Origin of the sequence: Gilliamella sp. Pas-s95, from assembly GCF_009795795.1 — a bacterium.
GTDB classification, from domain to species: domain Bacteria; phylum Pseudomonadota; class Gammaproteobacteria; order Enterobacterales; family Orbaceae; genus Gilliamella; species Gilliamella bombicola.
Genome location: NZ_WTFC01000013.1, coordinates 19,656 through 42,225, shown reverse-complemented (window position 1 = coordinate 42,225; position 22,570 = coordinate 19,656). Strand labels below are relative to the sequence as shown.

21 protein-coding genes, 1 tRNA gene and 2 pseudogenes are annotated in these 22,570 nt (G+C 34.5%); 10 read left to right on the top strand and 14 right to left on the bottom strand.

Annotated elements, in window-relative coordinates; genetic code table 11:
• Positions 1-49: 49 nt before the first annotated feature.
• Positions 50-130, bottom strand: a pseudogene (locus tag GQ598_RS11325) (riboflavin synthase); the annotation flags it as partial.
• A gap of 118 nt (positions 131-248) precedes the next feature.
• On the opposite strand from GQ598_RS11325, the gene GQ598_RS05105 reads away from it, so the two are divergent.
• Both GQ598_RS05105 and GQ598_RS05100 read left to right on the top strand, forming a co-directional pair.
• Positions 249-623, top strand: a complete 375-nt coding sequence (locus GQ598_RS05105; protein ID WP_174786708.1) for an integrase core domain-containing protein — start codon at positions 249-251, stop codon at positions 621-623.
• A gap of 226 nt (positions 624-849) precedes the next feature.
• Positions 850-2,442 carry an ABC-F family ATPase gene (locus GQ598_RS05100; protein ID WP_160402639.1) on the top strand — a complete coding sequence of 531 codons (1,593 nt, stop codon included), beginning with the start codon at positions 850-852 and terminating at the stop codon, positions 2,440-2,442.
• A gap of 86 nt (positions 2,443-2,528) precedes the next feature.
• On the opposite strand, the gene GQ598_RS05095 is transcribed toward GQ598_RS05100, so the two are convergent.
• The 6 genes from GQ598_RS05095 to GQ598_RS05070 all read right to left on the bottom strand — a co-directional run bounded on the left by GQ598_RS05095 (position 2,529) and on the right by GQ598_RS05070 (position 6,768).
• Positions 2,529-2,864, bottom strand: coding sequence for a YggL family protein (locus GQ598_RS05095; protein ID WP_202112686.1), 336 nt, complete (start codon positions 2,862-2,864; stop codon positions 2,529-2,531).
• A gap of 27 nt (positions 2,865-2,891) precedes the next feature.
• Entirely contained in the window at positions 2,892-4,205 is a 1,314-nt protein-coding gene (gene rhlE / locus GQ598_RS05090) for an ATP-dependent RNA helicase RhlE (protein WP_160402638.1), read from the bottom strand.
• A gap of 548 nt (positions 4,206-4,753) precedes the next feature.
• Positions 4,754-5,071 (bottom strand): MmcQ/YjbR family DNA-binding protein, encoded by a 318-nt coding sequence (locus GQ598_RS05085; RefSeq protein ID WP_202112685.1) that lies wholly within the window; start codon positions 5,069-5,071, stop codon positions 4,754-4,756.
• Positions 5,072-5,203: 132 nt separating this feature from the next.
• Complete coding sequence (locus GQ598_RS05080) at positions 5,204-5,632, bottom strand: hypothetical protein (protein ID WP_160402636.1); 429 nt, start codon at positions 5,630-5,632, stop codon at positions 5,204-5,206.
• Positions 5,633-5,844: 212 nt separating this feature from the next.
• A complete protein-coding gene (locus GQ598_RS05075; protein ID WP_160402635.1) occupies positions 5,845-6,051 on the bottom strand; it encodes a hypothetical protein in 207 nt (68 codons plus the stop codon).
• A gap of 258 nt (positions 6,052-6,309) precedes the next feature.
• Positions 6,310-6,768, bottom strand: coding sequence for a hypothetical protein (locus GQ598_RS05070; protein ID WP_160402634.1), 459 nt, complete (start codon positions 6,766-6,768; stop codon positions 6,310-6,312).
• A gap of 363 nt (positions 6,769-7,131) precedes the next feature.
• Here GQ598_RS05070 and GQ598_RS05065 point away from each other — a divergent pair, with 363 nt between their 5' ends.
• Together GQ598_RS05065 and GQ598_RS05060 are read left to right on the top strand one after the other, a co-directional pair.
• Positions 7,132-7,599, top strand: a complete 468-nt coding sequence (locus tag GQ598_RS05065; RefSeq protein WP_160402633.1) for an STY0301 family protein — start codon at positions 7,132-7,134, stop codon at positions 7,597-7,599.
• A 380-nt stretch (positions 7,600-7,979) separates the two neighbouring features.
• Complete coding sequence (locus GQ598_RS05060; RefSeq protein ID WP_160402632.1) at positions 7,980-8,597, top strand: hypothetical protein; 618 nt, start codon at positions 7,980-7,982, stop codon at positions 8,595-8,597.
• A 226-nt stretch (positions 8,598-8,823) separates the two neighbouring features.
• Here the strand turns inward: GQ598_RS05060 and GQ598_RS05055 are convergent.
• Positions 8,824-8,900, bottom strand: a tRNA-Ile gene (locus GQ598_RS05055).
• Between the two features lie 215 nt (positions 8,901-9,115).
• On the opposite strand from GQ598_RS05055, the gene GQ598_RS05050 reads away from it, so the two are divergent.
• Positions 9,116-9,475 (top strand): DUF4156 domain-containing protein, encoded by a 360-nt coding sequence (locus tag GQ598_RS05050; RefSeq protein ID WP_160402631.1) that lies wholly within the window; start codon positions 9,116-9,118, stop codon positions 9,473-9,475.
• A gap of 73 nt (positions 9,476-9,548) precedes the next feature.
• On the opposite strand, the gene serC is transcribed toward GQ598_RS05050, so the two are convergent.
• The 6 genes and pseudogenes from serC to GQ598_RS05020 all read right to left on the bottom strand — a co-directional run bounded on the left by serC (position 9,549) and on the right by GQ598_RS05020 (position 17,278).
• A complete protein-coding gene (gene serC, locus GQ598_RS05045; protein WP_160402630.1) occupies positions 9,549-10,634 on the bottom strand; it encodes a 3-phosphoserine/phosphohydroxythreonine transaminase in 1,086 nt (361 codons plus the stop codon).
• Positions 10,635-10,794: 160 nt separating this feature from the next.
• The gene (gene argH, locus GQ598_RS05040; protein ID WP_160402629.1) at positions 10,795-12,168 is read right to left on the bottom strand and encodes an argininosuccinate lyase; all 1,374 of its coding nucleotides are present in this window, start codon (positions 12,166-12,168) and stop codon (positions 10,795-10,797) included.
• Between the two features lie 214 nt (positions 12,169-12,382).
• Positions 12,383-13,600: pseudogene (locus tag GQ598_RS05035) on the bottom strand (argininosuccinate synthase); the annotation flags it as partial.
• A gap of 104 nt (positions 13,601-13,704) precedes the next feature.
• A complete protein-coding gene (gene argB / locus GQ598_RS05030) occupies positions 13,705-14,484 on the bottom strand; it encodes an acetylglutamate kinase (RefSeq protein ID WP_160402627.1) in 780 nt (259 codons plus the stop codon).
• A gap of 79 nt (positions 14,485-14,563) precedes the next feature.
• A complete protein-coding gene (argC, locus tag GQ598_RS05025) occupies positions 14,564-15,574 on the bottom strand; it encodes an N-acetyl-gamma-glutamyl-phosphate reductase (protein ID WP_160402626.1) in 1,011 nt (336 codons plus the stop codon).
• 240 nt (positions 15,575-15,814) lie between these two features.
• On the bottom strand, positions 15,815-17,278 hold the full coding sequence (locus tag GQ598_RS05020; protein ID WP_160402625.1) for an aminoacyl-histidine dipeptidase: 1,464 nt from the start codon (positions 17,276-17,278) through the stop codon (positions 15,815-15,817).
• A gap of 146 nt (positions 17,279-17,424) precedes the next feature.
• On the opposite strand from GQ598_RS05020, the gene gpt reads away from it, so the two are divergent.
• The 5 genes from gpt to proA all read left to right on the top strand — a co-directional run bounded on the left by gpt (position 17,425) and on the right by proA (position 22,550).
• Positions 17,425-17,961 carry a xanthine phosphoribosyltransferase gene (gpt, locus tag GQ598_RS05015; protein WP_091346754.1) on the top strand — a complete coding sequence of 179 codons (537 nt, stop codon included), beginning with the start codon at positions 17,425-17,427 and terminating at the stop codon, positions 17,959-17,961.
• A gap of 23 nt (positions 17,962-17,984) precedes the next feature.
• Positions 17,985-19,241 (top strand): alpha/beta hydrolase, encoded by a 1,257-nt coding sequence (locus tag GQ598_RS05010; RefSeq protein ID WP_160402624.1) that lies wholly within the window; start codon positions 17,985-17,987, stop codon positions 19,239-19,241.
• A gap of 27 nt (positions 19,242-19,268) precedes the next feature.
• On the top strand, positions 19,269-20,381 hold the full coding sequence (proB, locus tag GQ598_RS05005; RefSeq protein ID WP_160402623.1) for a glutamate 5-kinase: 1,113 nt from the start codon (positions 19,269-19,271) through the stop codon (positions 20,379-20,381).
• Between the two features lie 373 nt (positions 20,382-20,754).
• Positions 20,755-21,285 carry a hypothetical protein gene (locus tag GQ598_RS05000; protein WP_160402622.1) on the top strand — a complete coding sequence of 177 codons (531 nt, stop codon included), beginning with the start codon at positions 20,755-20,757 and terminating at the stop codon, positions 21,283-21,285.
• Between the two features lie 11 nt (positions 21,286-21,296).
• On the top strand, positions 21,297-22,550 hold the full coding sequence (gene proA, locus GQ598_RS04995; RefSeq protein WP_160402621.1) for a glutamate-5-semialdehyde dehydrogenase: 1,254 nt from the start codon (positions 21,297-21,299) through the stop codon (positions 22,548-22,550).
• Positions 22,551-22,570 lie beyond the last annotated feature (20 nt).

Here is a 22,570-nt window from a genome sequence, read left to right as displayed (position 1 = left end):
ATAATCAGCACAAATTAGCTTAAATCTGACACAAATTCGATTAATATTATCATTCTTTTGCGGCTAATACTCGTTCAACAGTATCAACAATGGCTTGAGTTTGTGAGTCAATTTCAATGTTGACTTTGTCCTATACTTTTTTTCATCTAAAGTTGATACCAAACCTTTACCTTTACTTAAGAATGAAACTAAACAACAAACTAAAGACTATTTATTCGTTGGTATCGATGATTTTTCACGTAAGCTCTATGCGATCATTTACTCCGATAAATCCCAATTTAGCTCAGCACTATTTTTTACAAAATGATGTGTTAGCCCAATGTCCTTATACCATTGAATGTATTTATTCCGATAATGGGCGTGAATATCAAGACACATGTGAATACCTATTTGTTAAAACATGTAATAATCATCCTATCAATCAAAAATTTACAAAACCTGCCTGCCAGCAAACGAATAGAAAAGCAGAAAGAGTCATACGAACTTTAATGGCGATGTGGCATAATCTGCAAATATTCGAAGATTCAAAAGATAGACAACAAAAACTTAAGCGATTTATTAACTATTATAATATGGTTAAACCGCATAAAGCGATTTCGGAGAAAACGTCTTATGAGTTTTAGAGGATTATGTTAATTATGAAGTGTAAACATCACGAAATTTTCCTATACTTTACAATATATTAATAATTAAATTAAATATCCCCTTCCTAAATGCCGTTATCTAAAACAAAGATCCTCAAAAATGATTAATTATGGCATAATGTGCGCCAATTCATATTTTAGCGACTTCACTCAAAAGCTAATGATTACTTTTGAATGAAACGCATTTTAAAGAGAGTTAATTTTCGTGTTAAGTACAAATAACATCACAATGCAATTTGGCAGCAAGCCATTATTTGAAAACATCTCGGTTAAATTTGGCAACGGTAATCGTTATGGTCTAATCGGAGCTAATGGCAGTGGTAAATCCACCTTTATGAAAATCATTGGTGGCGATCTCGTGCCTACATCAGGTAATGTGGCTTTAGATCCACATGAAAGACTCGGGAAATTACGCCAAGATCAGTTTGCTTTTGAAGAATTTACCGTCCTTGATACCGTAATTATGGGACATACCGAATTATGGCAGATCAAGCAAGAACGAGATCGCATCTATTCACTTCCTGAAATGAGTGAAGACGATGGCTTTAAAGTTGCTGATTTAGAAACCCAATATGCTGAAATGGATGGCTACAGTGCCGAATCTCGGGCTGGCGAATTATTATTAGGTGTTGGAATTCCAATTGAGCAACATTACGGATTAATGAGCGAAATCGCACCAGGTTGGAAGTTGCGGGTATTATTAGCCCAAGCGCTATTTTCAAATCCAGATATCTTATTACTCGATGAACCAACCAATAACTTAGATATTGATACAATCCGCTGGCTTGAAGATACCTTAAATCAACGCGAAAGTACTATGATCATTATTTCGCATGATCGCCATTTTTTGAATATGGTCTGTACCCATATGGCAGATTTAGATTATGGTGAATTGCGTATCTATCCGGGTAACTACGACGATTATATGACTGCATCAACGCAAGCGAGAGAACGTTTGTTAGCCGACAATGCCAAAAAGAAAGCACAAATTAGTGAACTGCAATCGTTTGTTAGTCGCTTTAGTGCCAATGCATCAAAATCAAAACAAGCAACATCACGCGCAAGGCAAATTGAAAAAATCAAACTTGAAGAAGTCAAAGCTTCTAGTCGACAAAATCCTTTTATTCGTTTTGAGCAAGATAAAAAGCTATTTCGTAATGCGCTTGTTGTTGAAGACCTTACCAAAGGCTTTGACAATGGCCCTCTTTTTAAAAATCTTAAGCTCATGGTTGAAGTAGGCGAAAAAGTTGCTATTTTAGGAACTAATGGTATTGGTAAAACCACATTATTAAAAACGCTAATGGGCGAACTGGCTCCTGAGCAAGGCGATATAAAATGGTCTGAAAACGCAAATATTGGTTATTACGCGCAGGATCATGAATACGAATTTGAAGGTGACTTAACGGTATTTGACTGGATGAGCCAATGGAAACAACCAAACGACGATGAACAAGCCGTGCGTAGTATTCTTGGTCGATTATTATTTTCACAAGACGATATTAAAAAACAAGTTAAGGTCTTATCTGGTGGTGAAAAAGGACGCATGTTATTTGGTAAATTGATGATGCAGCGCCCTAACATTATTGTTATGGATGAACCAACTAACCATTTAGATATGGAATCTATCGAATCACTCAATATGGCATTAGAGCTATATCAAGGCACGCTATTTTTTGTTTCGCACGACCGTGAATTTGTTAGCTCACTGGCAACACGTATTGTTGAAATTACCCCAGAAAGAGTAATTGATTATACGGGTAATTATGAAGATTACTTGCGTAGTCAAGGAATTGAATGATACGTTTAGAATAAACATATCAATTGATAACAAAAAGCCACTGCTAATGTGGCTTTTTTCTAACTGAAATAATTCAAATAATTAAACTAAAAATCTAACTCATCCCACCAAATATCAATAAGTGGACTAGCTTTAACATTTTTTAGGCCATGAGTTTCCAACCATTTTGTGACAATGTCACGGTGTTCTTCAGTACAGTTCCCTAATTTCTGGGTGCAAATAATCCCTTTCCAATTTAAATAACCGCTGCCCTCATAAGCTAAACCATTAGGTTGAATAGCTTCAAGAATAAACTGATCAACGATATTATCTAAAGTCTCTTCGCTTGTGCCTTCGTCAAAAGACCAACTAACCGTAAAGCCTAACTCTTTAAACTCTTCAATGTGTAATTTTTTCCGTAAACGTCTGCTGCGATTTACCATAATAGTTTCCTTCTACATTATTAAATATTAATTAGTTTGTTTATTTTTAGTGTGATTATGTCGGCTTGATGATTTCACACCATTTTGATTGAACTGCGACGATCGGTTTGCGCTTGCACCTCCTCTTTTTGGTGGTGCTCGCCTTTGTGATGATTTTTTTATCGGTTCAGCTTTAATTTTAGGGTCAACGTCAAAACCTTGAGTTGTTAATTCTGGAATCGTTTTTTTAATTAACTTTTCAATCGCTTTTAATTGAGGAAGCTCATCAATGCATACCAGTGAAATAGCTTGCCCTTCATTTTGAGCACGTCCTGTTCGCCCAATGCGATGCACATAATCTTCCGCCACTTGCGGAAGTTCATAATTCACCACATAAGGAAGTAACTCAATATCAAGACCGCGAGCGGCAATATCGGTTGCTACTAATGCTCTAATTTGTCCACTTTTAAAATCTGCCAAAGCTTTAGTGCGTGCGCCTTGGCTCTTATTGCCATGAATGGCTGCCGCTTTTATACCATCTTTAGTCAACTGTTCAGCTAAGTGATTCGCACCATATTTAGTGCGAGTAAAGACCAACACCTGTTGCCACTGATTTTTACCAATTAAATAAGACAACAACTCACGCTTACGACGTTTATCAACCCGATGCACGTATTGGGTGATCTGCTCTGAAGCGCTATTGGTTTTCGCAACAGCAACCAATTCTGGGGCATGCAAAATCGATTGCGCTAATACTTTTATTTCATCAGAAAAAGTTGCCGAAAACATCAAATTTTGGCGTTTTTTAGGTAATTTTGCAATCACACGGCGAATATCATGAATAAAGCCCATATCTAACATGCGATCAGCTTCATCCAATACGAGCATTTTAATCGTTGAAAGATCTACGGCATTTTGTTGCACTAAATCGAGTAATCGCCCTGGTGTTGCAATTAATACATCCACACCACCACGTAGTTTCATCATTTGCGGATTAATACTTACTCCACCAAATACCACCAATGACCGAATGGGTAAATAACGGCTATATTCACGAATATTTTCGCCAATTTGTGCAGCAAGCTCACGAGTTGGTGCTAAAATCAGTGCATATAAAGGACGTTTGCCTTTTTTTGCTTCAGGCTTATTAGTTGCTTGCGCTTGCTGTTCTACCCATTTTTGCAAAATGGGTAAACCAAAACCTGCCGTTTTACCTGTACCGGTTTGTGCACTTGCCATAAGATCTTTACCGGATAAAATAACTGGAATAGCTTGCTGTTGGATAGGAGTTGGGTCTGTATAGTTTTGTTCTTGAATTGCTTTTAAAATCTCAGCGTCTAAGCCAAGAGAGTCAAATGACATGAAATGATTCCTAAATAAATAAAAAGTGGATTGTCCGCTTACATTATAAAGCAATTCCATAATATTTTCTGTTTATTTTGTTATTGTCTATCTCCAATAATAAAATTTACTGTTTATTTTACAATCAGAAACTAAAGTTAGAGTCATATTAGTAAATATAATTTCACAATAGACTGCTTTTTTATATTTTTTAACATACTAATTTTTATATCTTTTGTTAATTTAATATATACAAATATATATTTATTATCATTTAAAATAAAATTTTTAGCACTTTTTAGCCTTAACAGTTTTGCCAAAAATTATATCACCTTTGCAAATTTTCGTGATTTGAACCCTCATCTTTATAGTAGTGAAATGCGGGTTCAAAATTTGATTTTGAGCCACTTCAACTAAACTATCTGCTCGATATCTGGGCTTTAATGCTACCAAAAACATTGATCAGATAGTTTATATAAAAAATACTCAAGAAGTCATCCATAACACGTTTGTTATTGGATAAACCAATTGCTTAATTATATATTGCCTAAAAACTATATCCATACAGTTTAGATCGTTAAATCATAACTATAGTTTAATAAATTTGTGATTTGTTCAAATGATATCGAACCGTCGAGCATTATTGTGATCCAATGATTTTTATTCATATGGTAAGCCGGTAATAAACCTGAACTATTTTTTATTATAGAAATCAATTCTGGATCGGATTTCACATCAATTATTTCTACCATATCGTTAGATCGAAAACCTAATTTATTTTTCTCAACTAACATAATTAAACCAAACCATTTACCATTACGTTTATGTCGAAGTACTTTATAATCAGGAAATTTTTTAAAAGGATAATCAACTTGAACTTCATTCAAAGTTTGTGCGTATTCTATTAATCTATTTTTCAGGCTCATGTTATAAACAGCTTGTTTAATCCTACAAACTACACTAACCATTTCAATTTTTTTAAGTAAAGAAAGATAATATAGATGTAATTGATAATCTGCTTATTGTTTTTGACAAATATTATCAATGGATAACGTTGCAGGTACAATACGATTATCAGTGAATTGAAAGCGGAACAAGAAGCTAATATCATAAGCACGTAACACATCAATCACGTCTTGCTTGTCACAAAATTGTGCATTTAGACCAAGCCTAATGCCTTCGATAATCTCTTCCATTGATGCACTTTGGCTATCAGTTGGCATATTGTATTCAAAAACAACGTTATTAAGGTTATAAAAAATATTAGTGACTTCGTAACCCGCTTCGACTTTAACGGGAAATGTTCCACCTTCGCCTAATATCGATCTTTTAGCACTATCCGCAAAGGCTTTAGTTATATTTGCTGACGGAGGCAATTCGGCACTATACGCACTCGAAATCATAAAAAAAGCAGAAAATAGTGCAGCCAATTTTATTCGTTTTTTCACTTCAATATTCCTTACATTGAATCTTAATCAAATTATATTATTTTAACGGCATTATTGATTTCGATAAGCCTAAATATATTGTTATTTTATACAAAATAATCAGATAAAAATAACACAAAATAAAATATTCATCAAAACGACAATTATCTAAAATCGATACAATCAAAAAAGGCAACCCGATGGCTGCCTTTAATCGTCTTAAGTGACTAAAATCACTTTTTATTTGGATGAGGATCTTTAACTGAATCACCCTGTCCAGACATAATATACCACCCATTTTTGCTATGCGGTTTTTTATTATGATCAGGGCAAGGAGGTAACGATTTTTTGCTTTGGTTTGAATACAGATAGCCGCAATCGGCACACTTATAAGTACCAGCCGAAACATCACTACCATATGCAGCAAATTTTTGTACCATGATAAGTTTCCTCCTGATAAAATTGGTGATAAGCCCAATTGCTTATCAATGTATATATAAGCGCTGATTTAAGAAAAAAGCAAGTATAATTTTTCAACAAAAAAATCAATGAAATTGTTATTTTTATCACACAAAAAACAGTCAGGAAAGACATTGATTTTATTAAAGTTTTTATATTGTTTTTTTAAATAAAATCAATCCTTTTTATATTGCTATCGTTTTGAAAAATTGGGCTCATGGAGCTTGCTTAAAATAGCGTTACTTTTGTTTTAATACAAAGCAAACCAAACATCTTAATACCTTAATAATAAACAATATGCCATATGCCAAGCCACTTATAACAGGAAATAAAAATGCACATAAAAAGACAAAAAGTTCATTTAAACCAATACTGTAAGCAACAGCACTAAAGTAAACAGCGCCCCCCCAAAAAATACAAAACAGTTCGCTGAAAAATAGCCCTAAAAAAGAGGTAAATTGGCAGGTATTTGGCTCAGTAAACAGTTTTATCAACATCAAAACAAATAAAACAACTTCGATCAATAAGGTTAAACCTAAAAACAAATAAATAATAGGAAAGTAAATATTTGAATAAGAATCAAACTTAATAGTCGCCAATATAGGAATAATCATAAACAAATAACAAATAGCAAAGGCTATAAGCAAGGGACGAATGTTTAGCACTTTTTGGAACATATATTTTGTTACTAATTTCAATTAGCACTCCTTTTTCATATTAACATAGTGTACTTATCTAAATAATAATGTAACACAATGACTACAAATTCAACAATTAATTAATAGGTTATGCAAAAATCACTTAAATTTGAGACATTGATGGGATCTACATTAGATAATCCCTTGATTTTACTAAAAATAACAAAACAAAAAAAATTCAATAAAATCAATACCTTTCCTGACTGATTTTTTATCACTATTGTGTTAAAAAACGATCCACTTATAAATTTACCATAAAATACCCAATACTTTTAAAAACCTTAATAAAATCTTATTTTTATACTTGACGTTATTGATGACATTGGCATAATTACACGTTCAATGTTTTATCAGGATCTATCCATGAAATATAAAATAATCAGCCTTAGTATTGTCATTTTAGCTTGGATGAGTGCTTTACCCACAGCTCAAGCCGACGAAATAACTTGTCCAAGCTCAGTAACAATTAAATCCGCTCATTTAGATATTAATAACCTGCCTAACGATTGGGCGGTTTCTGAAAAGAAAGATGCATTATTATTGCTTGATGGCGTTGGCGTCTATTCCGATAATCCCGCTAAAAAAATCCAGCAAAAACCAGAAACCGGTATCATTGATGGTAAACAACATCAAGCAACTTGGAGCGTAAACACCATTTACGACGAAGGAGGTAGTTGGGTTAGCTGCAGTTACAACTATGAAGAAGTAGAATTAATCAAAAAAATCAACCCAATCATGAGAAGCTGCTGGGAAATTGATTCTATGGATCAATTCGATCGATTGCATATCACAATTAAATGTAGCAGCAGTGAGTTACAACAGGTTAAGTAGGTTTTGTATTTTATAAAAATGGGGGGGTTACAAAATAACGTTCAATCTTTAATAACTTTAAATCAGCCTAAAAAGGTAAGGATAAAAAGACTGAAAAAATTGTTAAAATTTTAATCTTAAATAATTAAATAATTTAATCATTTAATAAATAAAACAACATCACTTTTGCATGTTTGTGGTTAAAAAAGTGATGCTGAGTTTAAATAAAATTAATTTTTTAATGCAATTAGAATTATAATCATCAATGACATTAGTTGCTATTTTTTGTGTCAAATATACAATCCCACCATTTAGGTGAAAAATGGCATTTTCTAAGTTTTTTTTTGATTTTTTTAATATAATATAAAATGAGTTCACATAAATTGAATTGAGAATAATCAATGGTTAAATTAAAAGTAATACTTTTTGTTGTCCCTATTATTGCTATTGTTGCTATTATTGCTGTTATTGTTCCGTCTTGTTCGAGTCGTGGAGAGCTTTGCCTTTTTGGTACAGTTAAATCGACATTCAATGATTATAAAAATGCATATTGGCAATCAGTTGATAATAAAAAATCTAAAGCTTCAAAGCTCGATATTAAAAAATGTAGCCAAGAAGCAGAGAATGCAAGAATTGTTCTTATTAATATTTTTACCCAGTTATGTACTGATGGGCATATATCCCAAGAATATTTACCTGATGCTGTTTGGATTCAACACAATTATCTTGAGAACGATTATTTTGGTAAAAACACTAAAAAATTGACAGGTACAACAGAACAAATCCTCACCAAATTTTTAGCTTATGACGACAATGACAACTTTCCTAGTGTTGATAGATTAAATAAGGCGTGTGCCCCTTATATTCCAAAAGATGGTATACTATATCATTATCCGGGAACAGGTCCTTATATCCCATTTTATACAAATTATTATTTTGAACAATGTATGATTAAAAATAACTTTGAAAGCATCGCTCCTGTAACAACAAAGACATACTGCAAGGGAATTGGTTGGTGACTAGATAATATATTAACTATAAGCTTGTCGCAGAAACTTCAGTTTTTTATGCTCAAGAATATTAGTGGATGGGAGACGTTAGAGGTGATGAATAAATACGCCCATTCAAACGCAGATCACATGCTTAAATTCGCAAATAACGTCACATTTACGGCACAAGGCTCATTCAATAGCACAATGGAAAATCTAAGAAATGCTTAAAAATTATATAAATCATGATTTTTAATGGTGGCCCCTACTGGACTTGAACCAGTGACCAATCGATTATGAGTCGACTGCTCTGACCAACTGAGCTAAGGGGCCATTTGGATGTACTACTGAGTTAGTAGGGTTATGATTATAATAGAGTTGAATCAAATTTGCTATAGTTAATTAATAAAATAGGTTGGTTTGATTATTTATTAATCTGTAATTTATTGGATTTTATGCGAGTTTAATTACTGATATTTTTTGTTTAATTAAACTGATACAATAATTTGGTTTATTATTGTTCATTATTTATTGGTTGAGGAAATGTTATGTCTCTCAAAAAATTATTATTTATTAGTGTTGCGATGTTTGCAACCTTGCTTTTAGGTGCTTGTAGTGGTTCTAAATATCAACCTACTTCTGCTGGTAGTCAAGTTCAGTTTATTGATACTAAGCCTGCGGCTTCTTGTCAGTTATTGGGTAAAGCGGAAGGACGTCGTAGTAGTTTCTTTTCTGGCCTTAAAACTCATAGCGAGCTAATTCGCGATGCAGCTTCTGAGCTGATGAATAAGGCTGCTGCAATGGGGGGGAATGTGATTTATAACGCACAAGATACTTCTATGCAATATATTTCGGATATTGCGCCAACAGATGCGGTTATGGTTGGTGATGTTTATAGTTGTAAATAAGGCTAGTTAAATAAGAAAGGGAGCTTTGCCTCCCTTTTATTGGTATTAATGAATTGTAATATCTTGAGTTAATTTAACCATTTTGTTTTTCAAATTGCCGCATAAAATCAATTAAATAATTCACGCCTTCTTGATCCATCGCGTTATAAATGGATGCACGCATTCCACCGGCAATACGGTGACCTTTGATGCCAATAATGTTAGCTTGAGTTGCTTCGCTTACAAATTTTTTATCTAGTTCTTCATTTGGCGATAAGAAAGTGACATTCATAATTGATCGATTCGCTGCTGCGACAGTATTTCGATAAAAATCGGATTGATCGATAAATTGGTATAGTAATTGCGCTTTGGCTTGGTTTCGTTGCTGCATTGCTTTTAGTCCACCAAGGCTTTTTATCCATTTAAATACTAAGCCTGACATATACCATGCAAATGTAGGTGGCGTGTTAAACATGGAATCGTTGTCCAATAAAATTTTGTAATCTAATACTGATGGTAGGATTTTTTGCGCATAACCAATAAGATCTTCACGCACAATAACAATGGTAATGCCTGATGGACCAATATTTTTTTGTGCACCAGCATAAATAATGCCATATCGGCTTACATCAATAGGTTGCGATAATATGCATGATGATAAGTCAGCAACCACAGTTTTATTGTCAAAGTTGGGCTCTTCAAAGATTTGAATCCCGTCGATTGTTTCGTTTGGGCAATAGTGTATATAGGCAGCATTATCATTTAATTGCCATTCTGACATAGGTTTGATAGCTGTTAGTCCATTTTGTTTGATAACAACATTTTGTTCATTAATTTGGCAATATTTGCTAGCTTCTTTGGCTGCGCATTGGCTCCAATAACCGCTGTTGATATAGTCTGCACTAGTTTTGTTACCTAAGATGTTCAATGGAACTGCGGCAAATTGTGCTCTAGCACCACCTTGGCAATAAAGGATTTTATAATTATTAGGGATGTTTAAAATTGCACGCAGGTCGTTAGAGGCTTCAATAGCACATGCATCAAAATCTTTACCTCTATGGCTTAATTCCATAACTGATGCGCCTGTATTACGCCAATTTAATAATTCAGTTTGAACTTGCTTTAATACATCAGCAGGCAATTTTGCAGGACCTGCACTAAAGTTATAACTTTTATTCATTACGATTCACTTTGATCCATTCAAAAAAAGAATTCTATTTTTACACTGTATGGACAGATATACAATCAGATTTTTTGTAAAAAAGTTTCAGGAAACTATATGTTTTAGTATAAAAAACCGGCGAATGCCGGCATGGTTGTAATTAGATTGATATAGGTGATTATGAAAGTTGTTGCTTGGCAACTTCAATCGCTGATTTCACCTGCTGTGGTGCAACGCCACCTTTAGCACAACGTTTAGCTAAGCATGATTCTAACGATAATATTGGATAGACATCATTATTGATCACGGGGCTGAATTTTTGTAGTTCTGCAAGTGAGAGTTCTTCGAGTGCTTTTTGCTTTGCTATCGCATCAACAACGGCTTCGCCAACAATGTGATGAGCTTCGCGGAATGGTATGCCTTTGGCAACTAAATAATCAGCAAGTTCGGTTGCATTTGAATAACCTTGTTTAGCGGCTTCTTGGCAGTTTGTATAGTTAATGTTGATATCTTCTAACACTAGTGTGGCCATATCTAAACATTCTTGCCAAGTGTCGAGCGCATCAAATAGGTGTTCTTTGTCTTCTTGTAGATCTTTATTATAAGCAAGCGGTAAACCTTTGATAGTCATGAGTGTTCCCATTAGAGCACCCGTAACCCGCCCTACTTTGCCGCGAATCAGTTCTAATGCATCGGGATTCTTTTTTTGTGGCATGAGTGAAGAACCTGACGTAACGCGATCTGATAACTCAACAAAGTTGGCTTCGCCACTGTTGAAAATAATAAGATCTTCAGCAAAACGCGATAGATGTACCATGCCTATTGAGGCGTTATTTAATAATTCAACAATATGATCACGATCAGACACCGAATCTAAACTATTATTAGTTGCTTGAGCAAACCCTAACCAATGCGCCAATTGCTCACGATCCATCGGATAGGCGGTTCCGGCTAATGCACCTGAACCTAATGGGCTAACGTCTAAGCGTTTTAGTGTATCTTGTAAGCGACTGACATCACGGCTAAGCATTTCAAAATAAGCTAAGCACCAGTGAGCAAAAGTAATTGGTTGAGCACGTTGCAAGTGGGTGTAACCGGGCATAATCGCATTTTGATGCTGTTCGGCAGTTATAACCAGAGATTGTCGCAAGTGATTAATCGTACTAATTAAATAAGGAATCTGATCTTTACACCATAGTTTTAAATCGGTCGTTGATTGGTCGTTACGGCTTCGGCCTGTATGTAATTTTTTACCTAAATCGCCAATTTTTTCGATCAGTTTTTGTTCAACCCAACTGTGTATATCTTCGGCATCACTTTGTAAAATCTGTTTGGGATCTTGTTGAACCGAAATCAGTAATTCATTTAAGGCTTTTTCTAATTTTTTTTGTTCATCATAAGATATAACGTTAACCGTCACCAATGCTTTTGACCAAGCAATTGAACCCATGATATCTTGCTCTGCAAGACGATAGTCAAAGCGTAATGAATCATTAAAATGCTTAAATCGTTGATCTGCCGCTTGACTAAAACGTCCTCCCCATAATGCCATAATTACCTCAATATTATCTTCAATAATTGCTTAAATAATTTAAATTTTATCAAGAATAAAAATAATATATACAGGGTTTAACCTGTATATATTTATTATTATCACTTTTTTATTTGCGCATTAGCGTTTACTTTTTCGTTTTTGTTGTTGATTTTTTAGCTGCTGTTTTTGTGTTAGTGGCGGATTTAGCTGTTTTAGCTTTTTTTGCAGGTTGTTTTTGTTTTTCTTCATTTAATGCACGTATACGTGATGATAACGAGAATAGACGAATAAACCCACCAGCATGGCTATGATCATAAACTTCATCTTCACCAAATGTGGCAAACTCTTCGCTGTATAAGCTATTTGGTGATTGCTTTTGTACCGCAGTCGCATTACCTTTATAAAGTTTAACCACTACTTCGCCTGTCATATCTTGCGCTAAAACTTCGGCTGCGGCTTGAATTGATCGACGATATGGAGCAAACCAGCGTCCATCGTAAACAACGTATGCCATTTCTAAACCAAGTTGTTCGCGCCATTTAAAGCTGTCACGATCTAAGATTAATTGTTCTAAACCGCGTAATGCTGTCATCATGATTGTGCCGCCAGGCGTTTCATAACAACCCCGTGATTTAATGCCAACTAGGCGATTTTCAATAATATCAACTCGCCCAACACCATGTTTTGCACCAATTTTATTTAATGTTGCAACACAGTTGTAAGGCGATAATTTTTTACCATTGACTGAAATCACTTCACCTTTTTCAATGCCAATGGTCACTAATTCTGGTTTGTCTGGCGCTTCTTCTGGCGAAACAGTCCAAGCCCAGCAATCAGCATTAGCTTGGTTCCATGTGCTTTCTAACACGCCGCCTTCGGTTGAGATATGCCATGCATTTTCGTCACGACTATAAATTTTTTCAACGGTTGCAGTAGTTGGAATTTTACGAACTTTTAAATAATCAATTAATGCTTCACGTGAACGTAGATCCCATTCACGCCAAGGTGCAATCACTTTAAGTTGTGGCGCGAGTGCAGTATAAGTAGTTTCAAAACGTACTTGGTCATTACCTTTACCCGTTGCACCATGGCATAATGTATCAGCGCCAACCTCTAGCGCATATTCCACTTGTGCCTTAGCAATAATTGGACGAGCCATCGAAGTACCAAGATAATAAGTACCTTCGTATAAAGCCCCTGTTTTTAAGACGGGATATACATAGTCTTTAACAAATTCTTCTCGTAAATCAACAACTTTACAAGCAACTGCACCCGATGCTTTGGCTTTTTTTTCTACATCTTTTAATTCTTTTGGATCTTGACCTACATTAGCAACGAATGCATAAACTTCACACCCGCCATAATTTTCTTTTAACCAAGGAATAATCGCCGATGTATCCAAACCGCCTGAATAAGCCAATACAACCTTTTTTGTTCCACTTTTTTTCATGCTACACCCTTTCTAAATTAACTTACGGTAAAAAATGAGTTAGAGACCTTTACTTTAAATTGTTAAATATAGCTAACCAGTTTAATATAATATCAGCTTAATATTTAAGCAATAATTCTTGTGCCTGTTGTACCTGATTGGCCGTTAAATAATTGAACCAGTTGGTCAGACTCTTTCCAACTAGCAATTGCAATCGGTCGTCCTAAGGCTTTGGCAGCTTCAAAAGCGGAATTGACTTTTACGAGCATACCCTCTGTAATAATACCTTTGGCAATCAGCTGATCGGCTTGTGATTGCGTTAGTGATTCAATGCGTTGCTTGTTTTCATCAAGTACGCCAACCACATCAGATAGCAATATCAAGTCAGCATTTAAGGTTTTAGCTAGCGCGACCGCAGCATGATCAGCATTGACATTCATCATTTGCCCTTCTTCAGTGATACCAATCGAGCTGACAATGGGTAAGTAACCGGCATTAACAAGTAGGTTTATTAATGTAGGATCGCCGGTTTTGGCTTCGCCAACATAACCAAGATCTTCCGAAATTTGCTTGACGTCTACACTATTACCATCAGCTAAGCAGAGTCCCACACTAGCTATTTGCTGTTTTTTAGCTTCTGATAATAAAGTGGTATTGGCACTGCCAGCAAGGCTACCGACAATAACGTCAATTTGGTCAGCAGGGGTAACTCGTAGTCCATTTCGACGTACCACGGGCAAAGAGAGTCTATCCATTAGTGAATCGACCACTGTACCACCACCATGCACAATAATTAGTGACCGCTGAAAATTCTTTTTATATTCACGAATAACAACAAATAACTTACTTAGAGCATCTTTGTTATCGAGTAATACACCACCAAGCTTTATAATTAATGGTTTCATTTTAGTTTCCTATTAATTTAACTTACTGCTTATTTATTCAATAATTTTTTACAGAATTTAAATATAATTTCATCCATTTTTATAATAATGATGTGGTTTCATCAAATCCATATCGAATGTTCATACACTGCACTGCTTGTGCTGCTGCGCCTTTTAATAAGTTGTCTTCAACAGAAATTAATATTAAATGGCGATCTTTTAATACAAAGCCAATATCGCAATAAGGCAAACCAATGACAGATTTTAATGCCGGCCAATTTTTTTGATAGACTCTGATTAAAGGTTTATTTTGGTAATATTTATTTAAAGCCGTAAGAATATCTTGTGATGTTACGCCTTCTTTTACTCGGCAAGTTATAGTGGCATGAATACCTTGTTTAAAACTACCTAAATGAGGTGTAAAGATCACTTCTTGCCCTAAATGTGTCGCAATTTCGGGTTGATGGCGATGAGTAAATAACCCATAAGCATGTAAGCTCACTTCGCAAAATATATTATTATGCGCAGGTTTTCGCCCAGCACCACTCACACCACTGACGGCATTAATGACAGGCCATTGTGAACTGTCTAGTAGTTCTTCTTTAATTAATGGTTTAAGAGGTAATTGCGAAGCGGTAGGATAACACCCTGGTACTGCAATAAGTTGAGCACTTTTGATCTGTTCACTATTCCATTCAGCTAAGCCATAAACGGCCTTGTCTAACCATTTTGGATGTTGGTGGGTAAAGCCATAATAATCAGTATAAAAAGTGGTGGAATTGACTCTAAACGCACCAGATAAATCAAAAACGGTACAACCATGTTCTAAGAAATAAGGGGCGATATCGTGACTAACGGCATGTTCAGTAGCTAAAAAAACGATATCGACATCATTAATATAAGCCGAATAATCCGCAGTGGCTATAAGTGGTAAATCAACAACACCTTTTAACTGGGGATGTAAATCGTAATCAGAAATAAGCTTACCACCATCTTGGCTGTTTTCTGATACTGTTAAAGCAATAAGTTCTATATGCGGATGCTTATGTAAATAATAAGCTAATTTCGCACCGGCATAACCACTTGCTCCTACAATAATGGCCTTTAACATACCTATCCTTATCTATTTTTTATACAATAATTTGTATATAGTAGGTTATTTATAAGGCTATTACAAGTGTCAAAATGAATTTTTATTCACTTTTTATGAATTTAATTTCATTTTTGTTTTTTGGGGAGATTTTTTCTTACTATTTTAAGTAAATCTAATTTATGATTTTATTTTCTTGAGTAAATACAAGCAAACAACTTTAGATACCTACCGATAAAGATCGGCAGGCAACGCGGTAGATTATTTTAAAAGACTTGCTGATTTTAATATCGCTACTAATAATTCCCAATAACGATAAACACTTTGAATATTGACCTTTTCATCTGGAGAATGTGGCGAAACAATCGTTGGCCCAATTGAAATCATATCCATATGTGGATAACTTTGCTTAAATAGACCGCATTCAAGCCCAGCATGAATCACCATTATTTTCGCTTGCTGAGAAAAAATTTCATGATATTTATCTTTGGCCAGTTTTAGTAATTGTGAATCTAAATTAGGTTCCCATCCTGAATAACCACCACTTATTTCATAATTGGCATTCACGAGTTGGCTAAGTGATATCAGTGTTGATACAACAGCATCCTTAGCACTATCGACTTGAGAGCGAATTAAAAAATGGGTATTAAATTGGTTATCGTCAATACTGACAATACCTAAATTAAGTGATGTTTCAACCACACCATGAAGCTGATCACTCATTCTAACCACACCATTAGGTGCTGTATTTAACCAATTAATGATCTTATCTTGATGTTCAGTGGTTAATATGCGTTTTACTTTATTGGATTCAACCTCTGATAATGTTATTTCAATAGCGGGTTCTACATGCCCTAACTCATTATGTAAAATAGTTTGATATTGCTTGATAATAGCCTCTAATTTAGGTAAATCCTGTTTGTTTAGCGTGATTTCAGCAAAGGCTTCTCTTGGAATAGCATTACGTAATGATCCACCTTTGATATCGGCTAATCTAAATGAGACATCTTGCGCATATTGCGCTAAAAAGCGAGCCATTAATTTTATTGCATTACCACGACCAAGGTGAATATCACAACCTGAATGGCCACCTTTTAACCCTTTAAGCGAAATGCTCATATAACAATCATGTTTTTCAGGTATTACTGCATAAGTAATAGAAAAAGTCGATGTAAAGTCAACACCACCAGCACATCCAGTAAATATTTCACCTTCGTCTTCAGAATCTGTGTTAATTAAATATTGGCTTTTTAGCCAATCTGGTTGTAAACCAAAGGCGCCATGCATACCCGTTTCTTCTGATACGGTTACCAATACTTCAATTGGTCCATGTTCAACTGCTGGATCAATTAAAACAGCAAGCGCAGAAGCAAGTCCGACTCCATTATCAGCACCCAATGTAGTACCTTTAGCTTTTACCCATTCACCATCAACATAAGCTTGTATTGGGTCGGTTAAAAAATTGTGACTAGTGCCTTCGTTTTTTTGTGGCACCATATCCATATGTGCCTGTAATGCAATCGACGGGCACGCTTCCATGCCTTTGGTCGCAGGCTTTGTTAATAAAATATTACCCACTTTATCAAGTTTGCAATCGATATGATGAGTATTGGCAAAATCGACAATATATTTGGTGATCATTTGTTCATGGTGAGATGGGTGGGGGATTTTACAAATATCATTAAAAATCTGCCAAACAAATTTAGGTGTTAAGGTAGAAAGCATAATATAACCTCAATTATTAAGTAAGTAATAAATTAATGAGTGGTTTTTTTTAACTAATCACTCTATAATAAGGTGCAATTTTACATCTATTTTTAATCCATTAATATTTATTTATTCTTACATCCGATTAAAATTGCAGGTTACACATGTCAACAGAACAAACTTTATTAACTGAACAAGAAATCCAAGCAAAAAAACAACACAAAGCAGAACTTATTGCTGAAAAGAAAAAATTCAATGTCACTTGGGAAATGTTACAATCCTACGGGCGCCAACTTTCAGAACGCTTATTACCTGCTAATCAATGGAAAGGTATTATTGCCGTTAGTCGTGGTGGATTAGTTCCGGCGGCTATCTTAGCGCGTGAATTAAGTATTCGTTATGTCGATACGGTTTGTATTTCAAGTTACGATCATGATCATCAACGAGAAAAACTAATATTAAAACAGGCCAATGGCGATGGTGAAGGCTTTATTGTCGTTGATGATTTAGTCGATACAGGTAACACCGCTCACACTATCCGCGAAATGTATCCAAAAGCACACTTTGTTACTATTTTTGCAAAACCTGCAGGTAAACCACTTGTTGATGATTATGTTGTCGATATCGCTCAAGATACCTGGATCGAACAACCTTGGGATACTGGAGTGATGTTCGTTAAACCAATTTGTGATCATAAATAATCAATAGGGAAATTAAAGTTGTTATGGCAACTACCGAAAATCTAACGGCACAGATATTCAAACCACAATTTGATTATCCAGAAACTTCAACACTCATAAATCGTATCGATAGTAGTGATGGCAGTAGCATTAGTGCGTTAGATGGTGAAATTGATTCAAGATGGTATCGTATTATTAATCCCATTTTGTGGCATTGGCGTGGTTTGCCTAAATTAGAAGCTGAAGCGGTTTTATCCAAAATTGCCGCTTCAACTAGGCATCATACAAATGATAACTGGTTAGACACCGTTGTTGGTTATCAATCTGGCAACTGGGTTTATGAATTTTTAAACCAAGCAGCAATCTGGCAAGCTAAAGCAGAGTCGATTGATAAAACTAATCTTACCAATGAAGATAAAAACAATTTACTCAATTATTACCTTATTGCTAGTGAATTTTCAAGTATCGCCAGTTATCCTCATTTTAAAAATGATGAACTGGCAATGTATGCCCAAACTTGTGCTTATCAAGCTTATACTAAAGCGCTTAGTTTTTCCCCTCTTTTGATTAAAGAGCTTGAATTTAAGGTTGATAATCGTAGCGTCAAAGCAATTTTGCATCTACCAAAAACTGAAAAAGTTTGCCCTGTTGTGCTAATCTGTAATGCATTAGGTAATTTGCAGATCGATTACTATCGTTATTTTAGTGAGTTTTTAGCCCCACATGGATTTGCTATGTTAACTGTTGACTTACCGACAGTTGGGTATAGCCGTAACTTTGCTTTAACACAAAATAGTAGCCAAATTCATCAAGCTATATTAGAGCAATTATCCTCTGTACCATGGGTTGATGATCATCGTGTTTTTGTTGCAGGCTTTCGTTTTGGTTCGCATATTGCTACACGTTTGGCCTATTTAATGCCAAATAAAATAAAAGGATTGTTTAACTTCACTCCATTTGTTCACCAAATTTTTGTTGATAATGAGCTGCAAAAAAATCTACCTAATAGCTACAAAGATATGCTCGCAAGTCGCTTGGCATTACCTTCGGTATCCAATCAGCAATTAGCGGCAGAACTGAAATACTTTTCACTAAAAAATCAAGGCCTTTTAACTCATGCTTGCCATGTGCCAGTCATGAATATTATATTTGAGGATGATAAGCTAAGTAATCTTTGTGAAGCAAAATTGATTCATTCAATTAAACAAAATAAAATAGTAACAGTGTCTAAAAAACAGTTACAAACAAGTTTGCATCAAGCGTTTACTCAATCAGTAAAATGGATGGAGTCTATTTTATAATACACGATTAAAAATAAGAGCAATGTTATGATCAATAAAAAACAACAAATTGTTGTTGTTAAATTAGGTACCAGTGTGTTAACTGCTGGCTCAAAACAACTCGATCGGGCACGAATAGTTGAGCTGATAAGACAATGTGCATGTTTACATCAAGATGGACATAAAATTATTATTGTTACTTCTGGCGCAATTGCAGCTGGTCGCGAATACTTAAACTTCCCTACTCTACCTAATACTGTTGCATCAAAACAATTGCTTGCATCGGTTGGTCAAAGTAAATTAATACAGCTTTGGGAACAACTGTTTTCTATCTATAAAATCTATATTGGCCAAATGTTACTTACCCGTGCCGACCTTGAAGATCGTGAACGATTTTTAAATGCGCAAGATGTGTTAAAAGCCATGTTGGATAATCATATCATTCCGGTCATTAACGAAAATGATGCTGTTGCAACCGCCGAAATAAAAGTTGGAGACAATGATAATTTATCAGCGCTAGCAGCAATTTTAGCCGAAGCTGATAAGCTGATTTTATTAACCGACATTGAAGGACTCTATACAGCCGATCCAAGAGCAGATGTAAATGCCAAGTTAATTCATGAAGTAGATCACATTGATGATAAATTACTAAGCATTGCTGGTGATAGTGTTTCAGGGCTTGGCACTGGTGGTATGACAACAAAACTACAAGCAGCAAAAGTTGCTGGTAGTGCGGGTATTGAAGTTATGATTGCGGCAGGAAACAGAGCCAATGTGATTATTGATATTATCAATAATCACCCTGTTGGTACACGATTTATTGCTCAAAAGACACCATTAGAACATCGAAAACACTGGTTATTTGGCGCACCTAAAGCAGGCAAAGTGTTATTAGATGATGGTGCTGTTAATGCGATTTTAAATAATGGCGGTTCGCTATTACCTAAAGGTATTCTAAAAGTTGAAAAGGACTTTTCGCGCGGTGAAGTTATTGATATATGTGATAGCTTAGGCAAACATATTGCTCGAGGTGTTAGCCGTTATAACAGTGATGCTTTAAGACAAATTGCAGGGCATCATTCGCAAGAAATTTACAAAATTATTGGTTATGAATATGGTCCTGTTGCAGTTCATCGAGATGATATGATAATTAAACAATAAGGCAATATTTTTTCTCATAACTTTAGAGTTAATTTGGGCTTTCCCCCGTAGTAAAAAATTAATCTGTCAAATATGAAATAAAAAAGAATTTATTCATATTGCAATAAAATCACTCGTAAAAAATTCACTTTAAAAATCCATTTAAATTTTTTAAAAAATGACGTAAAAAAAGTAATTTTAGATAAATTACGTATTTGTTTTTAAAGTATAAATAAAAGCAAGCCAATAAAAAAACTAATATTTTCCAATTCTCAAAAAATAAATCAACCTGATTATTTTATGATTTATAAATATACAAATTCATGTTAAAAATATTACAATTACGTTTAATACAAAATACTATTATCAAACAAAAAAGTGGGAAGAAAGAAAATTGAGTATTGAAGTTAATAGTTATTCAAATAACTGGAAAAAAGAAAATCAAGACTTAGTATTTTATCAACGAAAATATATAAAAAATGGCATTATTCTATTATCTATAGTTTTAGTTATTTTTTTATATCTTGCTTTAACCTTAAAACTGCCATTACAATTAGGTATAGCAATAATATTTATGATTATTTATTTATTGCTGCGTGGTTCGGAAAAATACATTATTTTGGGTCAAACCTATATAACAGTAGGAAAAAACAGTAAGTTAAGAATAATTGATTTATTGTTTTTTGCGTTGTTTTTTCTTGTCTATGCTTTGATGCGAAGCAATGAAAGTAATAAAATGAATTGCATCCTATTAAAAAATATTGAGTCTATTATTAAAGAAAATAATTTTTTAATAATAGACTACAAACAAAATACTTTTCATAAGCAAATTTTGATAGATTTAAATTATATGACTGATGATGATAAACAATCATTACTAAAAGAAATAAATAATATAAAACAATCAAATAGCAATATAAAATAGTGGTGATAAAAATGTTACAGCAAATGGGTAAAACTGCTAGACTTGCTTCATATCAACTAGCACAATGTCCTACCTCAATAAAAAATAACAGTTTGGTGGTTATTGCTGATTTATTAGAACAGCATAGCGCAAGTATACTCATTGCAAATGAAAAGGACATCCAAGCGGCGAAAGAGCAAGGTTTAAACGAAGCCATTTTAGATCGTCTACTCTTAACACCTGAGCGACTATCATCTATTGCCAATGATGTTCGAAAAGTCGTTTCATTAACTGATCCTATTGGTCAAATCATTGATGGTTCTACTTTAGAAAATGGCTTAAAGTTACACCGTCACAGAGTGCCACTTGGAGTTATTGGTGTGATTTACGAAGCTCGACCAAATGTTACAATTGATATTGTAGCTCTTTGTTTAAAAACGGGTAATGCCGCAATACTTCGTGGGGGTAAAGAAACAATCAATACTAATACAGCCACAATTTCTGTAATCCAAAAAGCATTAAAACAAGTTGGTTTACCCCAAACAGCTGTTCAATGTATTAATAATCCTGATCGTAAATATATTCATGAGTTACTTAAACTCGATAAGTATATCGATATGATTATCCCTCGAGGTGGTGCATCTTTACATAAATTATGCCGTGAATATTCGACAATACCCGTCATTACAGGAGGTATTGGAGTCTGTCATATTTTTGTTGATGAAACTGCTGATTTTGATAATGCTCTACCAATTATTGTCAATGCCAAAACTCAGCGTCCAAGTACTTGTAATACGCTTGAAACGTTACTAGTCCATCGAAATATTGCGGAGAAGTTTTTACCAAAACTTTATCAGGTCATGGTAGATAATAACGTCGTATTACATACCGACCAAAACTGTTATGACATATTAAAAACGGGTAATGCAACTATCCTACCAGTAAAAAATGAAGAATTACGGCAAGAATGGTTATCAAAAGATTTAAACGTAATTATTGTTGATTCACTTGAACTGGCTGTAGAGCATATCCGCGAATATGGTACGGGTCATTCTGAATCAATTCTCACACGCAACTTACTTAATGCAGAACAATTCGTAAATCAAGTTGATGCAGCTGCAGTTTATGTCAATGCATCAACACGCTTTACTGATGGTGGGCAATTTGGTTTAGGTGCAGAAGTAGCTGTTAGCACTCAAAAATTACATGCCCGAGGCCCAATGGGTCTTGAAGCTTTAACCACATATAAATGGATTGGTTATGGCGATGATTTAATTCGCCAATAACAAAATAAGATTTAAAATAA